Origin of the sequence: Streptomyces sp. Alt3 (assembly GCF_030719215.1) — a bacterium.
Classification (GTDB): Bacteria; Actinomycetota; Actinomycetes; order Streptomycetales; family Streptomycetaceae; genus Streptomyces; species Streptomyces glycanivorans.
In genome coordinates this window covers 3,600,483-3,615,800 of sequence record NZ_CP120983.1, presented here as the reverse complement: position 1 = coordinate 3,615,800, position 15,318 = coordinate 3,600,483, and the positions used below count along the sequence as shown (strand labels likewise).

Here is a 15,318-nt window from a genome sequence, read left to right as displayed (position 1 = left end):
CACCGCCCGGTCCGCTCGGGGACGTTCACACGCAGACGCGCACGCGCGGCTGGGCGCGTGCGGCTGTAGTCGTCGGCCGGTTTCCGTCCGGTCGGCGGCGCTCCCCCGGCTGCCGGCCGCTCGGAAGGGCTGGCCGGTACCACGGTTCGGGAGGCGGGCAGACCGGCGATTGTATCGACCCGGGCCCCCGGGGGCGAGCGGATTACGGGCCGGCGCCCCCGTCCCTCCCGTAGGGGAGGGCATGCGACTTCCGGCCGATACCGGCGCCCGCGCGCTTCGGCCCGCAGACCGATGCGGAGGCAGGGGCGGCCGGAGCACCATGGAACGCATGAGCACCGTTTACCTGAACCCGCACAGGACCGGCCCCGCGCACGGCGCGACCGCGGCGACCGGCCGACCCCGCAACCACCGCCTGGGAGACGCGGTGCGCGCCGTGTCCGTCTTCGCACGCACCGCGTTCGGTGTGGCCGTACTCGGCGAGTACGCGGAGGAGGCGGGCGTCGTCCGCCGCCACCGCTGAGCCCTCCCGGGCTCCGCCCCGCTCCCTGTCAGCTCTCCGTGAGCAGCTCGTCCGCGTCGACGATCCGGTACGCGTAGCCCTGCTCGGCCAGGAACCGCTGGCGGTGTGCCGCGAAGTCCTGGTCGATCGTGTCGCGGGCGACCACCGAGTAGAACCGGGCCTCGTGCCCGTCCGCCTTCGGCCGCAGCACCCGGCCGAGCCGCTGCGCCTCCTCCTGGCGCGAGCCGAACGTCCCCGACACCTGGATCGCGACGGTCGCCTCCGGCAGGTCGATCGAGAAGTTCGCGACCTTCGACACGACCAGCACGCTGATCTCGCCCTCACGGAACGCGCCGAACAGCTTCTCGCGCTGCGCGTTGCTCGTCTCGCCCTTGATCACAGGGGCGTTCAGGTGCTCACCGAGCTCGTCGAGCTGGTCGATGTACTGCCCGATGACGAGGGTCTGCTCGCCCTGGTGCTTGCGTACGAGCGCCTCGGTGACCTTGCGCTTCGTGTCGGTCGTCGCGCAGAACCGGTACTTCTCCTCGGGCTCGGCCGTCGCGTAGGCGAGGCGCTCCGAGTCCGTGAGGTTCACGCGGACCTCGACGCAGTCGGCGGGCGCGATGTAGCCCTGCGCCTCGATCTCCTTCCACGGTGCGTCGAACCGCTTGGGCCCGATGAGCGAGAAGACGTCCGACTCGCGCCCGTCCTCGCGCACCAGCGTCGCGGTGAGGCCGAGGCGGCGGCGGGCCTGGAGGTCGGCGGTGAACTTGAAGACGGGCGCGGGCAGCAGGTGCACCTCGTCGTAGATCACGAGACCCCAGTCGCGGGAGTCGAACAGCTCCAGGTGCGGGTAGATCCCCTTACGGCGCGTGGTCAGCACCTGGTACGTGGCGATGGTGACCGGCCGGATCTCCTTGCGCGTACCGCTGTACTCGCCGATCTCCTCCTCGGTCAGCGAGGTCCGCTTCACCAGCTCGTGCTTCCACTGCCGTGCGGAGACGGTGTTGGTGACCAGGATCAGCGTGGTTGCCTTGGCCTCGGCCATGGCACCCGCCCCGACCAGCGTCTTGCCCGCGCCGCAGGGGAGCACGACGACGCCCGAGCCGCCGTGCCAGAACCCGTCGACGGCCTGCTTCTGGTACGGACGCAGCGCCCAGCCGTCCTGGTCGAGCTCGATCGGGTGCGCCTCGCCGTCGACGTAACCGGCGAGGTCCTCGGCCGGCCAGCCCAGCTTCAGCAGCGTCTGCTTGATCTGCCCCCGCTCGGAGGGGTGCACGGCGACGGTGTCCGGGTCGAGGCGTGCCCCCACCAGCGGCTGGACCTTCTTCGAGCGGAGGATCTCCTCCAGCACCGGCCGGTCGTTGGAGGTCAGCACCAGACCGTGGACCGGGTGCTTGGACAGGGTGAGGCGGCCGTACCGCGCCATCGTCTCGGCGATGTCGACGAGGAGCGCGTGCGGCACGGGGTAGCGCGAGTACTCGACCAGCGCGTCGACGACCTGTTCGGCGTCGTGCCCCGCGGCACGGGCGTTCCACAGGCCGAGCGGGGTCAGCCGGTAGGTGTGGATGTGCTCGGGTGCACGCTCCAGCTCGGCGAAGGGCGCGATGGCACGGCGGCAGGCCTCGGCCTGGTCGTGGTCGACCTCCAGGAGCAGCGTCTTGTCACTCTGGACGATGAGGGGTCCGGTCACGCGCGTCGGCCCTTTCCTGCGGGGGGTGGCAGTCCGGGTGCGAACGGCCAAACGTCCAGTGTGCCGCATCGGGGGCGTGAGCGGGGGAGTCGTGTGCCGGACAGGAGCCGGCCTGCCGCCCGAAGCATGGACCCGGAAGGGTGATAGGGCTATGCAATGTCGTTTGGTGGTCTGTATCGTCAGATCCTGACGATACAGACCACCAAACGACATCAGAGGACGCTTGGAGGAGTCGCCATGCTGCTTCGGTTCCAGGTGGCGAATCACGCCTCGCTCCTCGACGAGCAGGAGCTCTCGCTGATCGCTGCGGACCGGCACGACACGAGAGCTGAGGTGTCGGCGCCCGGTGGGGAGCTCCGGGCCGTGCCCGTGCTCGCGATGTACGGCACCAACGCGTCGGGCAAGTCGAACGTCGTCGATGCCATTGCCTGGATGCGGACGGCAGTGCTCTCGTCGTTCCGTCGCTGGGACCCCGACGGGGGTGTGCCGCGTCGGCCCTTCGCACTGGGTGGGAAGGGCGCGGAGCAGCCGAGCTCGTTCGCCGTGGATTTCGTACTGGAGGGCGTACGCCATCAATTCGGCTTCTCCGTGGATGACACACGCGTGACCGAGGAGTGGCTCTACTACTACCCCGAAGGTCGGCAGCGCCGTCTCTACGAGCGGGACGCGGCGGACGTCGTCACCTTCGGCCGCTGGCTCACCGGCCGCCGGAAAGTGATCGCCGAGCTGCTGAGGCCGAACAGCTTGTATCTGTCCGTCGCAGCGGCACAGGGACACGATCAGCTCCACAGGGTGTTCCAGTGGTTCAGTTCCGGCCTGCGGGTGGCCACGGATCACAACTTCTCCCAGCGGCTCGACCGCACGGTCCAGCTCTGCCTCGCCGGTCTTGGGGGGAGCGAGCCGTCGCCCGTGATGACGCTGCTGCGTTTCGCCGACCTCGGAGTGTCCGGGCTGGAGATCGCGGAGTGGGACGACACCGTGCTGGAGGGCCAGAAGCGGATCTCGCGTGTTCTCCAGGAGGCGTTGGGGGACAAGGCCAAGGTCGAGGTCAACAGCAAGCAACGGGTGAGGGTGGAGCACCGGACGGCCGAGGGGACGTTCGCCCTCGATCTGGCACAGGAATCAAGCGGTACGCGGACGTGGATCGGGCTCGTGGGCCCCGTCGTCACGACGCTGGCCGAGGGCGGGACCCTGTGCGTGGACGAGCTGGACGCGCGTCTGCATCCCTACCTGGTGGACGCTCTGGTGGGGATGTTCCAGTCCCCCGAGACGAACACGGCCGGGGCCCAGCTGGTCTTCACGACCCATGAGGCCGCGCTGCTGGGGCGCAACGTCCGGACGGAGCTCTTCAGGGACCAGGTGTGGTTCACGGAGAAGGACCCCGGAGCGCTCACGACGAGGCTGTTCCCGATGACGGAATTCTCCGTCCGGGATTCTGTCGACAACCTGGAGAGGCGCTACCTGGGCGGACGCTTCGGCGCGGTCCCGCACTTGGAGGACGAGCTGCTGCGGGATACGGCCGCGGCTCTCAGGCTTGGGGGTGGCAGTGAAGCGGGGAAAGCCGCTGAAGCGGACGCGGGGCGTACGCCAGGAGCAGCGTAGGTACCTCATCTACTGCGAGGGGGAGTGCACGGAGGTCCAGTACTTCCGGGGTCTGAGGACCGAGGTGCGTACCCTTCCGGTGTCGATCTGCGTGGGTGGTGAACACGGTGAACCCAAGTCGCTCGTCCGCGCGGCGATCGAGCACAAGAAGCGGGCTTCGCGCTCCTGCGAGGACCGGCGGACGGAGTACGACGAGGTCTGGTGTGTGATCGACGTGGAGGCGCCCAGACCGCACGCCGGTCTTGACGAGGCGCTCGCACTGGCGCGACGCCACGGTGTCGAGGTGGTCCTCACGAACCCCTGCTTCGAGTTGTGGATCCTGTTGCATTTCAGGGATGTCTCGGGCTACCACACGTGGGAGGCCGCGCAGAAGGCGCTGGAGAAGCAGGGGATCAGCGGCTACACCGCGAGCCGCAAGCATCTCGACTTCGAGAGTGTCCGGGAGCGTTATCCGAACGCGGCGGACCGTGCACAACGCCTGAGACAGCGCGGCGCAGGGCATGCGGACAATCCATGGACGGACGTGGACCAGCTGGTGGGGCGGCTCATGGCGGCAGGGCAGAAGCCGGGCTGAAACCGGGCTGACACCGCATGACGCCGGGCGCCCGCGCTGTCGCGTCGTCGGCCACAGCGACGCCCCTCACGTCCGGGAATCCGGGACCCGGGCCTTCCCCGCTCCCACAGCTCCTCTCTGTGCTCCGCGACACTGTCGGCCGAGCCCGTAGCGTGGAGGCATGGACGCTGCGGAGGCTGCGGGCCCGGTGCCGGAAGCCGATGACCAGGGCTTCCCGGCCCGCCGCGCGCCGCGGTGCTCCGGGCTCGGTGAGCTGGACGCGCTCGTCACGCGGTGCCGGGCCTGTCCCCGGCTGGTCGCCTGGCGGGAGGAGGTCGCCGAGGTGAAGCGCGCCGCCTTCCAGGACCAGGAGTACTGGGGGCGGCCCGTGCCCGGGTTCGGGCCCGCGGACGCGACGGTGGCGGTGGTCGGGCTCGCGCCCGCCGCGCACGGGGGCAACAGGACCGGCCGGATGTTCACGGGCGACGCGGCCGGTGACTTCCTCTTCGCCGCGCTGCACACCGTGGGGCTCGCCTCGCAGCCGTCCTCCGTCGACGCGGACGACGGGCTCACGCTGCGCGGGGTGCGGCTCACCTCACCCGTGCACTGCGCGCCCCCGGCGAACAAGCCCACGCCCGCGGAACGCGACACCTGCCGGTCCTGGCTGTCGGCCGAGCTGGACCTGCTCAGCCCGGGGCTGCGCGCGGTGGTGGTCCTCGGCGGCTTCGGCTGGCAGGCCCTGCTCCCGGTGCTGGCCGGGGCGGGCTGGCAGATGCCACGCCCGCGGCCCGTGTTCGGCCATGGCGCCCGTGTCGTGCTGCCCGCCACGGAGCGCAGACAGGAGCTGCACCTGCTGGGCAGCTACCACCCGAGCCAACGCAACACGTTCACGGGCCGGCTCACCATGCCGATGCTCGTCGACGTGCTGCGGGAGGCCGCCGCCCTCGGCGGGCTGCCGGTCTCCCCCGAGGTCCCCTGACCGGCCTCTCCCTCGGCCGACGGGCAGTCAGGAGCGGCTGATAGAAAAGAACGCTCGGCCGGCAGCGTGTCGGCCGCGGGGGAGGAACACCATGACCCAGCCGCCGCCCTGGCCGCCGCAGCCGCCGTCGGGCGCCCAGCCGCCCACGCCGCCGCCCACGCAGTCGCCGTACGTTCCGCCGCAGGCCGGGTACGGGAACCCGCACGGCGGGCAGCCCGTGCCGGACAACCCCTACGCCACCGGGCCCCAGCAGCCCCAGCAGCCCTCGCCGTACGGCGCCCACCCCCTGCCGCCGCAGTACGGACCGGCGGGGGCGCCGCCCCCGGCACCGGGGAAGCGGCGTACCCCACTGGTCGTGGGGGCCGGTCTCGTGGCTCTCGTCCTGATCGGCGGAGGACTCTGGTTCGCGCTCGGGGCCGACGGCGACGAGCCCGCGGCGCCCGTCGCGAAGGAGAGCCCCTCCGTCTCCGTCTCCGCCGACCCCGGTCCGACGGAGGACGAGCCCGTGGAGCCCTCCACGGAGCCCGCCGTGCCCACGCCCACCGGGACCGGGCTGCAGGCCGTCTGGCAGGTCTCCGGCTCCACGCTGGGGCTGGGCGAGGAGCATCTCGACGAGCCCGCCCGGGTCAACGCGATCCTCACCACCACCGACGGCCTGGACTGCGAGGGACGGTGGCAGAAGGACGAGAGCGGCGACTTCCTGGAGATGGCCCTGCTCTGCAAGGAGGACGGGGTCCGGGTCGAGGACAAGGACCGCGTCGGCAACCTGGAGCAGAACGGGAACACCCTGACCGTCGAGTGGAAGAAGGGCGCCTCCGGCACGGAGACGTTCGAGCGCGTCCGGGACATGGACCCCGCCTGAACGCTCCTCCTGCCAGGCGGGCGGCTGCTCGTCAGCTCGTCAGCTCGTCAGCTCGTCTGTTCGTCGGCGAGTTCGGCGACGCCCGTGATCCGGTGCAGCGGATACGTCCGGACCTCGTCGGCCGTGTGGTCGTACGCCGTCACGAAGCCGCCCTCCACCTTGACCGGGGCGATCACCCGCTGGCTGGCCGCGCCGTCCGCGTTGACGTAGCCGATCCAGACGGCCGAACCGGTCATCGCCGCCGCCTGCACCGTGGCCAGGGTCTCGGCCGGGGTCGTGCGGGGGAGGGCGCCTGCCGACGCCGTGTCCGTGGTCTCCCGGTGGACGGCCCTGGCCGCCGTGTCACCGGCCCTGACCGCCCGGACCGCGGCGGCCAGCAGCGTGGCGTCCGGGACCGGAGGCCCCTCGGGGACGGGTACGGGCGGCGTACGGGGCGGAGTGCGGCGGGCACCGGCCCGGGTGATCAGCACGTCGCCCTCGGCGGACTCGGCGGCCGGGGCGTACCCCATCTCGCGGAGCCCTTCGAGCAGCGAGCCCGGATCGGCCTGCGCGGCCAGGACGGTCGGTGCGAGCCTGCGCAGCCGCAGGGTCGCCGAACGCTTGTCGGCCAGGATCTCGTTGAGCACGGCCTCGTCGTCGCAGCGAACGTAGGCGGACGCGGCGCCGATCCGCAGATGGCCGTGGCGGCGTGCCACGTCGTCGATCAGGTAGCTCAGCGGCTGCGGCACGGGCGTGCGGCTGTGGGTGGCTAGGAATGCGTGGAGGTCGGTCGCGGCCCGCCCGGCGTCGAGCGCCCGGCGCACGGAACCGGGGGTGAAGCGGTAGACCGTCGCGCCGCCCTTGGACTCGACGTCGGCGAGCACCGAGAGCATGTCGGCGAGCGGGCGTTCCAGCGGGCCGGGGGCGACCGCGGTCAGGTCGGCCTGGAGCAGCACGTGGTCCAGGGGCTCGGGGATCAGCGGGGCGAGGCGGGCGGCGGCTGCGTCGGGGCCCTCGTCGAGGAGCGCCCGGGCCTGGGAGGAGAGGGCCCCGCGTCCGGTGATCCCGAGCAGCTCCGCCTCGTTGGCCGTCCACAGGGCGATCCGGGAGCGGAGGTCGGAGGCGTCGGCGGGGGCCGCCGGTCCGCCCGGTCCGGTCGCGCGCAGCGGCCGTTCCCAGCGGAGCCGGGCGAGCAGGGTCTGCGGATCGGGTGCGGTGCCCGGCGGGAGCCCGGCGAACAGGGCCAGGACCCGGTGGCGTACCTCGGGCGCGGCCGAGCGGTCCAGGTCCGGGCCGAGCGCCGACAGGGCCCGGCCCTTGGAGTCCTGGCCGCCGATCAGGCCCGCGGTGCGCGTGGCGGCGAGCCAGGCGGTCACGAGGTGGGTCCAGCGGTCCTGGGCGGGCAGGTCCAGCCACTCGTCGGACGCGGGCGTCGGCGCGTACCGTTCGTCGGTCTCGCCGTCGGAGGCCAGCAGGCCCGCGGCGTAGGCGAGTTCGATCCAGAAGGCGGCGACGGGCTCGGTGACGTCGAGCGCTCCGGCGGCCCGCTTCAGGTCGCGCACGCTCAGGCCGCCCGCGCGGAGGATGGCCGGGCCGCCGTCGTTCCACAGCTTCAGCAGTTCCTCGACGGTGGACAGTGCCATGAAGCCCTGGCCGGCCGCCGCCCTGTCCACAGCCTGGGGATCCCGCTCGGCCGCCGCCACGAGTTCCGGGGCGACGGGCTCGGGCACGCGGTGGGCGCGGCCCGCCCGCAGATGCAGCGCCGCCTCGCGCGGCAGGACGACGGTGCGTGTCGACACGGGCAGCAACAGCCCGCGGTCGCGCAGCCATTGCACGGGAGGGGCGGGGTTCGGCGTGACCTCGCCGTACGGCGGTCCCCAGACCAGCCGGTCGAGCACGGCCAGCGCTTCGACCGGTGCGGTGTCCAGCAGCTCCGCCATCCTGGTCCGGTCCGTGAACAGCCCGGTCAGCGCGGCGACGGCGGACACCGGGTCATGGGTGGCCGGCAGCCCGGCGGCGGCCAGGATCTCCTGCAGCCTGCCGGGCGACATCCCGGCCGTGGCCTCGGCCACGGTCGGTCCGAGGCCCGTGGGTGAGGGGTGCTGCGGGGACGGGGCCAGCAGCTCGCGCGCGGTGCGTACGAGGTGCAGTGCGGTGTCCTCGCCCCAGACCAGGGCCTGTTCGCGCAAGGTCGCGAGGGCGCCGGGCAGCGCGGCGGTGATCGCCGCGCCGGCGTCGCCGCGCCCGGCGCCGTCGTCCTGGCCGTCACCTGTGAGGAGCGCGAGCAGCGTGTCGTAGGGAGCCGGGTCCGGCGCCACGGCCAGGGCCTCCGCGGCCTGGAGGGCGAAGCGGTCGAGGTGCTCCAGCGCACGGACGACGGAGGCGCGCGTACCGGCGCGCGTCGCCAGCTGCGTGATGTCGCTCGGCACGGGGCTGAGCAGGTCGGGGCGCGCGCGCAGCAGCCCTGCCAGCGATTCGTCGCCCCGTGCGCGCAGAGCTTCGGCGAGCGTACGCGGTGGTGTGGTCGTCCCCATCCGTCCCACGGTAGCCGCTGGAACGCTACCGTCGGGGCAGGGCGGGTGGAGGGAGAACCATCGCGTGGGCATCGAGAGCGACCAGCTTGTCTTCGACTATCTCAGCCGGGTCGGTGACCTGGCGCAGCAGCAACAGCTGTCCTCGGGCGCCCGGATGAGACTCGTCGCGACGCTCAGGGGCGAGATCGACCGGCAGCGCGGCACCGACGGTTCGGACTCCCCGGCCGTGGTCCGGCGCATCCTCGGCAGGCTCGGCGCACCCGGTGAACTCGTCTCCGCGGCGGCCGAGTCGGGCGACGGGGCGGTGCCGTTGCCGTCGCCCCGGGCCGACGGCGCCGGGGCGACGGCGGACGGGCGCGGGGTGCCGCGGGCGCGGCGGGGGATGCTCCGGAAAGACGCGTCACGCAAGGGCGCGTCGCAGGGCGCCGAGGAGCCCGCGCCCTCTGGTTCCGCGCGTCCCGGCCCGGCGGTCGCGGAGCCCGTGCCCGAGGAGCGTGGTGCCGGGGAGCCGGTACCGGACTGGCCTTCGGCGTCGGCCCCGCACATGACGGGCCTGGGCCAGGCGCCGTCCGAGGGTGAGCCCGACTGGTGGCGGATCGAGCCCGGCCCCTTCGGCGAGGGCGGACAGGGGGCGGCGGGCATGCCGGGAGCCATGGGCCCCGGTACGGCCGTGCCGGGGTTCGTGGGCGGGCTGGAGAGCCCGGAGCTGTTCGGGATGCCGGGCACGCCGAAGGCCCCGGGACCGCGCGCACCGGTGGAGGAGGAGCCCGGACCGGCGGCGGGCGGCAGGGAACCGGCCGCGGAGGGGGAGGAGCCGCCCGCGGAGACTGTTCCCCCGGCCCGCCGGAAGCTGCGGCTGCGCCGCCCCCGGCGGGCCGTCGTGGACGCCGGGGCGGCGGCGCGGCCACGGCTCTCGAACCCGTTGCTGCTGCTGGCCGCCGTGCTGCTCGTGGCCGGCGCCGTGCTCGGTTCGTGGCTGGCGCTGGCGGGCGGCTGGCTGCTGGCGTACAGCTCACGGAAGTTCTCGCGCGCGGAGGCGAAGTGGGTGGCGATGGGCCTGCCGGGTGTGGTCGTGGCCGGCGCCTTCGTCTGGGTGTGGGGGCGCATGGACGGCCGCTGGGGCGCTCCCCTGGCCGAGGGCGCGGTGGGCGACGCGATGACGGAGGCCTGGCCCGTGGTGGTGCGGGTGGCGGCGGTCGCGTCGGCGCTGTACCTCGTGTGGCGGTCCCGCCGACTGCCCGGGTGACGACGCGGCAGATGAACGCGACCGAGGAGTGTACGTTCGTACATCTCGGGGGTACGATCGTGCGCATGCCGACGGACTACTTCGCAGACGATCCGCGCACCAACCACGAACGCATGCTCGCGGGCGACCTCTACATCGCCGACGACCCGGAGATCGCCCGGCAGCAGCAGCGGGCGATGCGTCTCATGGCCCGCTTCCAGGCCGCCCACACCGAGGACGCGGACGCCGCCAAGGCGATCCTCGCGGAGCTGCTGGACTCGGTGGGCGAGGGCGTCGACGTGCGCCCGCCGCTGTACGTCGACTACGGCAGCAACATCACCATCGGTGCCCGCACCTTCGTCAACTACCACCTCACCGCGCTGGACGTCGCGCGCATCACCATCGGCGAGGACTGCCAGATCGGCCCCAACGTCCAGCTCCTCACCCCCACCCACCCCGTGGAGCCCGGGCCCCGGCGCGACAAGCTGGAGGCCGCGCTCCCCATCACGATCGGTGACAACGTCTGGCTCGGCGGCGGCGTCATCGTCTGCCCCGGGGTGACCATCGGCGACAACTCCGTGATCGGTGCGGGCGCGGTGGTCACGAAGGACGTCCCCGCCGACGTCGTCGCCGTGGGCAACCCCGCCCGTGTCGTCCGCGGCGTCTGATACTGCTGTCCCATGGCCACCGGACGTACCGATCCGCAGCGGCGCGAGCGCATCCTCGCCGCCACCCTCGACCACATCGCCGAGGAGGGCGTCGCGGGCGTCTCGCACCGCAAGATCGCCGTGCGCGCCGATGTCCCGCTCGGCTCGATGACGTATCACTTCGGTGGCATGGACGACCTGCTGCGGGAGGCCTTCACCCGCTTCGCCGATCACATCGTGGCCGTGTTCGAGCTGTACCTGGGCCGGGTCGACACCCCCGAGCAGGCGCGTGAGGCCGTCGTCGACCTCATCCACGTGCTCTCCGAAGGGCCCCGCCGGGACCTCGTCCTCACCCAGGAGCTCTACACGCTGGCCGCGCGGCGCGACGAGTACCGCGAGCTCACCCACGCCTGGATGAACCGCAGCCGCCGCCTCCTGGAGCAGCACTTCGACCCGGACACCGCCCGCACGCTGGACGCGCTGATCGAAGGGCTTGCCCTGCACCGGTCGCTCGACACCGAGCCGCAGAGCCGCGAGCTGACACGGCTGGCGGTGCGGCGGATGACGTCCGGCATCTGAGCGGACCCCTCACCGGGCCGCGGCGAGGCCCGGCGTACGACCCCGGAACCGCCTGTGGGGCGCGGACCTGACCCCGCGCCCCACAGGCACACCCGCCGTCACTTCGTCAGATCGGCCCGCAGCTCGTCCAGGATCCTGTCCGCCGCCGTGTAGCCGATGCCCTGGATCCACAGCTCGTCGTCGACCGGGAACACCCTGCCGCTCCGGACCGCGGCCATGTTCCTCCACAGGCCGCTGCCCAAGGTCTGCTTCTCCTTGGACTTCTCCGCGTCCCCGTACGTCGAGTGGAGGACGACATCGGCGTCCGCCTGGTCGATCTTCTCCGGGCTGACGTCGTACGAGAAGCCGTCCTCGGCCTTGTCCACGATCGCGGGACGGCCGAGGCCGACGTCGGCGAGGATCGTCCCGATGTAGTTCTGCCGACCGTAGACGCGGATGTCCGCGCCCTCGACGAAGCGCACCACGTTGACCTCGGTGGACGCCGCCTTCTCCTTGCCGCCGAGCGCCTCGGTGACCTCGGCGACGTGCGCGTCGTAGCCGGCGACGACCTTCTCCGCCGCCGGGACCTTGCCGAGCGCGTCGGCGTGGACCTGGAAGTTCTCCTTCCAGGGGTAGCCCGTGTTCTCCGTCATGACCGTCGGCGCGATCTTCGACAGCTCGCCGTACGCGGCGCCGTGCCGGATCTTGCTGGTGAGGATCAGGTCCGGCTTCAGCGCCGCGACGGCCTCCAGGTTCGGCGTCATCATCTCGCCGACGTCCTCGATGCCCTCGACCCGGTCCTCGGGCAGGTAGCTCAGGAAGCCCGACTCCGTGCCGGTGTGCGTGGCACCGACCGGCTTCACCCCGAGGGTGAGCGCGGAGTCCAGCTCGGCGGTGTCCAGGACCACGACCCGCTCCGGTGCCACGGGGACCTCGATGTCGCCCATGGCCGTGGCGACCGTGTGCGTGCCGGAGTCCGAGGAGGAGGCCGGACCGCCGGAGCCGGAGCCGGAGCCGGAGCCTGAGTCCGACGAGCCGCAGGAGGTGAGGACCAGCGCGGCGGTCACGGCCAGCGAACCGGCGACGAGCAGACGGGCCGCGGAAGGTGTGGTCATGTCGGAGAGCCTTTCCTTCGGAGGGGCGGGGCGGGAGCCCAGGGGGCGCCGGGCACGACGAGCGGGGAACCCGTGACCGGGTCCGGGACGACGACGGCCTCCAGACCGAAGACCTCACGCACCAGCCCGGCCGTGACGACGTCGCCGGGCCGCCCCTCGGCGACGATGCGGCCCTCTTTCATGGCGACGAGGTGGTCGGCGTACCTGGCGGCCTGGTTGAGGTCGTGCAGGACGGTGACGACGGTCCGTCCGCGGGTGCCGTCCGCCGCCGGGGCGGCGAGCCGGCGCACCAGGTCCAGGACCTCGACCTGGTGCGCGATGTCGAGATACGTCGTGGGTTCGTCGAGCAGCAGCAGATCCGTGTCCTGCGCGAGCGCCATCGCGATCCACACGCGCTGGCGCTGGCCCCCCGACAGCTCGTCCACCGGCCGGTCGCCGAGCGCCGTGACGTCCGTGCGCTCCATGGCCTCCGTCACCGCGCGCTCGTCGTCGTCCGACCACTGCTGCCACCAGCGCTGGTGCGGCTGACGGCCCCGCGCGACCAGGTCCGAGACGGTGATCGCCTCGGGAGCCACGGGTGTCTGCGGGAGCAGCCCGACCGACCGGGCGATCGTGCGGGTGGGGATGCGGGAGAGCTCCGTGCCGTCCAGGAGCACCGATCCGCCGGCGGGCTTCAGGAGCCTGCCGAGGGCCCGCAGGGTCGTGGACTTGCCGCAGGCGTTCGGGCCGACGATGACCGTCACACAGCCGTCGGGAACGGCCAGGTCCAGCTCGTGGACGACGGTGCGGTCGTCGTAGGCAAGGGTCAGGGAGCGCGCCGCGAGCCTGGACGTGGCGCTGTTCTCGGTACGGGTCGTCGTCATGCGTTGCCTCCAGCGCGGCCGCCGTGGCCACGGATGATCAGCCAGATCAGATACGGGGCGCCGACCGCCGCCGTCAGCACACCCACCGGGAGCTCGGTGGGGGAGAAGAGCCTGCGGGCCAGCAGATCCGCGAACACGACGATCACGGCGCCGAGCAGTGCCGAGCACAGCAGCGGGATCTGTGCCGTACGCGTCATCCGGCGGGCGATCTGCGGGGCGAGCAGCGCCACGAAGTCGACCGGCCCGGCCGTGCCCGTCGCCACGGACGCCAGGACCACCCCGAGTGCGACGAGACCCAGCCGTACGCGCCCGAGGCGGACGCCCAGCGCCGTCGCGGTGTCGTCGTCCATCGAGACGGTGCGCTGCGCCCACGCCGCCCACAGCACGGCGGGCAGCAGGACGAGCAGCGCCCAGCCGATCGGAGCGGCCTCGTCCCAGCCCCGGCCGTTGAGGGAGCCCGTCATCCAGATCTGCGCCTGCTGGGCGACCAGGTAGTCGCCCTTCGTCAGGAACAGCGTCGTCACCGACCGCAGGGCGATCGCGAAGCCGATCCCGATGAGGACGAACCGGGTCGCGTGGAGCCCGCCGCGCCACGCGAAGGCGTACACGAGGGCCGCTGCGGCGACCCCGCCGACGACCGAGAGGTAGGGCAGGACGGTGTACGAGGTGAGGCCGAAGGTCATCGCGCCGACCGTGAGCGCGCTCGCGCCCTGGCTGATGCCGATGATGTCGGGGCTGGCGAGCGGGTTACGGGCGACGGTCTGGATCAGTGCCCCGGCGATCCCGAACGCCGTACCCACGAGGAGCCCGACCACCATGCGGGGCAGCCGCAGCGTGCCCACGACCAGCTCGTCCGGGGACGGCTGCCCGATGACGACCTTCACGACCTCCGCGGGCGCCACGAAGCTCTCGCCGACGCAGAGGTACGCGACACAGACCGCCGCCAGGAGGACGGCCAGGGCCGCCGCGACGAGCCCCGCCCGCCGGTGGACCAGGAGACGGCCCCGCTTCCCGACCCGCACGACCCGGTAACCGGCGGGCCGGACCGGAGTGCGTACGGGCACCGCCGTGTCCGCGCTCATGCGGGCACCGCCTTCCGGCGTACGAGGGTGACGAGGAACGGGACGCCGATCAGGGCCGTCATGACGCCTGCCGGGACCTCACCGGGCGGGAACAGGACCCGGCCGACGACGTCGGACACGAGGAGCATCACCGGGCCGACGAGCGCGGCCATGGGGAGCACCCAGCGGTGGTCGCTGCCCACGATCGCCCGGGCGATGTGCGGGACCGCGAGGCCGACGAAGGCGATCGGCCCGGCCGCCGCGACGCCCGCGCCGGTGAGCACGGTCGCCCCGATGCCGCCGACGATCCGGACCGCCCCGACGTTCTGGCCCAGCCCCTTCGCGACGTCCTCGCCGAGCGCCAGCGCGTCGAGTCCGCGCGCCACGGACACCACGAGGACGGTGCCGATCAGGAGGAACGGCCAGATCTGCTGGGCGACCTGGGCCTCCCGGCCGGCGATCGAGCCGACCTGCCAGAAGCGGAACTCGTCGAGCGCCGAGGCCTTGGTGGTGAGCACCGCCATCGTCACCGACACCAGCAGCGCGTTGATCGCGGCCCCGCCCAGCGCGAGCTTCACCGGCGTCGCACCGCCGCGGCCCCGGGAGGCGATGGCGTACACGGCCACGGACGCGACGGCTGCCCCGCCGAAGGCGAACCACACATAGCCGGTGAGGGTGTGGATCCCGGCGTACGCGATGGCCAGCACCACGGCCACCGAGGCGCCCTGGCTGATCCCCAGGATGCCGGGGTCGGCGATGGGGTTGCGGGTGATGCCCTGGAGCACCGTGCCCGCCAGGGCGAGCGCGGCGCCGACCATCAGCCCGATCACGGTGCGCGGCACCCGCATCTGCCGGATCACCTCGGCGGCGTCCGAGTGCCCGCCGTGCAGCAGGGCGTCCAGGACCGCGGACGGCGCGATGGTCCTCGCCCCGACGGCGAGGCTGAGCAGGACGGACAGCAGCAGGGCGACGACGGCCGCGGCGGTCGCGAGCGCGCGTCTGGACAGGCGTGGAGGGGCGGCTGCCATCGGGACCAATCGGGTGGGCGAGGACCGGGAACCGGCACGGAACGGGGCATTGCGAGGTAAGGCTTGGCTAAGTCTATGTGCGCCCTGTGGGCCCCCGGCAGGGCGCCTCCGGCCCCGGCC

Annotated in this window: 14 protein-coding genes; 8 read left to right on the top strand and 6 right to left on the bottom strand. The window is 72.9% G+C overall.

Annotated features, from left to right (window positions below):
* The first annotated feature begins 328 nt into the window (after positions 1-328).
* Positions 329-520: a hypothetical protein gene (locus tag P8A20_RS15640; RefSeq protein ID WP_147963995.1), complete on the top strand. Its 192-nt coding sequence runs from the start codon at positions 329-331 to the stop codon at positions 518-520.
* Positions 521-548: 28 nt separating this feature from the next.
* Here P8A20_RS15640 and P8A20_RS15635 read toward each other — a convergent pair whose 3' ends face one another.
* Positions 549-2,192, bottom strand: a complete 1,644-nt coding sequence (locus P8A20_RS15635) for a DNA repair helicase XPB (protein WP_147963994.1) — start codon at positions 2,190-2,192, stop codon at positions 549-551.
* A 237-nt stretch (positions 2,193-2,429) separates the two neighbouring features.
* Between P8A20_RS15635 and P8A20_RS15630 the strand changes: the two genes are divergently transcribed.
* The 4 genes from P8A20_RS15630 (at position 2,430) to P8A20_RS15615 (ending at position 6,188) form a co-directional block, all read left to right on the top strand.
* Complete coding sequence (locus P8A20_RS15630) at positions 2,430-3,794, top strand: AAA family ATPase (RefSeq protein ID WP_147963993.1); 1,365 nt, start codon at positions 2,430-2,432, stop codon at positions 3,792-3,794.
* On the top strand, positions 3,733-4,368 hold the full coding sequence (locus P8A20_RS15625; protein ID WP_306103696.1) for an RloB family protein: 636 nt from the start codon (positions 3,733-3,735) through the stop codon (positions 4,366-4,368). The genes P8A20_RS15630 and P8A20_RS15625 overlap by 62 nt, the downstream gene beginning before the upstream one ends.
* A 160-nt stretch (positions 4,369-4,528) precedes the next feature.
* Positions 4,529-5,326 carry a uracil-DNA glycosylase gene (locus tag P8A20_RS15620; RefSeq protein WP_306103695.1) on the top strand — a complete coding sequence of 266 codons (798 nt, stop codon included), beginning with the start codon at positions 4,529-4,531 and terminating at the stop codon, positions 5,324-5,326.
* A 91-nt stretch (positions 5,327-5,417) separates the two neighbouring features.
* Positions 5,418-6,188 carry a flagellar basal body-associated FliL family protein gene (locus P8A20_RS15615; protein ID WP_306103694.1) on the top strand — a complete coding sequence of 257 codons (771 nt, stop codon included), beginning with the start codon at positions 5,418-5,420 and terminating at the stop codon, positions 6,186-6,188.
* A gap of 47 nt (positions 6,189-6,235) precedes the next feature.
* Here P8A20_RS15615 and P8A20_RS15610 read toward each other — a convergent pair whose 3' ends face one another.
* Complete coding sequence (locus P8A20_RS15610; protein WP_306103693.1) at positions 6,236-8,701, bottom strand: helicase C-terminal domain-containing protein; 2,466 nt, start codon at positions 8,699-8,701, stop codon at positions 6,236-6,238.
* Between the two features lie 64 nt (positions 8,702-8,765).
* Between P8A20_RS15610 and P8A20_RS15605 the strand changes: the two genes are divergently transcribed.
* The 3 genes from P8A20_RS15605 (at position 8,766) to P8A20_RS15595 (ending at position 11,152) form a co-directional block, all read left to right on the top strand.
* Positions 8,766-9,947: a hypothetical protein gene (locus P8A20_RS15605; RefSeq protein WP_306103692.1), complete on the top strand. Its 1,182-nt coding sequence runs from the start codon at positions 8,766-8,768 to the stop codon at positions 9,945-9,947.
* 65 nt (positions 9,948-10,012) lie between these two features.
* Positions 10,013-10,594 (top strand): sugar O-acetyltransferase, encoded by a 582-nt coding sequence (locus P8A20_RS15600; protein WP_306103691.1) that lies wholly within the window; start codon positions 10,013-10,015, stop codon positions 10,592-10,594.
* Positions 10,595-10,606: 12 nt separating this feature from the next.
* Positions 10,607-11,152 (top strand): TetR/AcrR family transcriptional regulator, encoded by a 546-nt coding sequence (locus P8A20_RS15595; protein ID WP_147963990.1) that lies wholly within the window; start codon positions 10,607-10,609, stop codon positions 11,150-11,152.
* 98 nt (positions 11,153-11,250) lie between these two features.
* Here P8A20_RS15595 and P8A20_RS15590 read toward each other — a convergent pair whose 3' ends face one another.
* From P8A20_RS15590 to P8A20_RS15575, 4 genes are read right to left on the bottom strand one after another with little or no spacing between them, the layout of a single operon-like run.
* Positions 11,251-12,246 carry an ABC transporter substrate-binding protein gene (locus P8A20_RS15590; RefSeq protein WP_306103690.1) on the bottom strand — a complete coding sequence of 332 codons (996 nt, stop codon included), beginning with the start codon at positions 12,244-12,246 and terminating at the stop codon, positions 11,251-11,253.
* Positions 12,243-13,109, bottom strand: a complete 867-nt coding sequence (locus tag P8A20_RS15585) for an ABC transporter ATP-binding protein (RefSeq protein WP_306103689.1) — start codon at positions 13,107-13,109, stop codon at positions 12,243-12,245. Before P8A20_RS15585 ends, P8A20_RS15590 begins: the two co-directional genes overlap by 4 nt.
* The gene (locus tag P8A20_RS15580; RefSeq protein ID WP_147963987.1) at positions 13,106-14,191 is read right to left on the bottom strand and encodes a FecCD family ABC transporter permease; all 1,086 of its coding nucleotides are present in this window, start codon (positions 14,189-14,191) and stop codon (positions 13,106-13,108) included. Before P8A20_RS15580 ends, P8A20_RS15585 begins: the two co-directional genes overlap by 4 nt.
* Positions 14,188-15,198 carry a FecCD family ABC transporter permease gene (locus P8A20_RS15575; RefSeq protein WP_306103688.1) on the bottom strand — a complete coding sequence of 337 codons (1,011 nt, stop codon included), beginning with the start codon at positions 15,196-15,198 and terminating at the stop codon, positions 14,188-14,190. Before P8A20_RS15575 ends, P8A20_RS15580 begins: the two co-directional genes overlap by 4 nt.
* Positions 15,199-15,318: the final 120 nt, after the last annotated feature.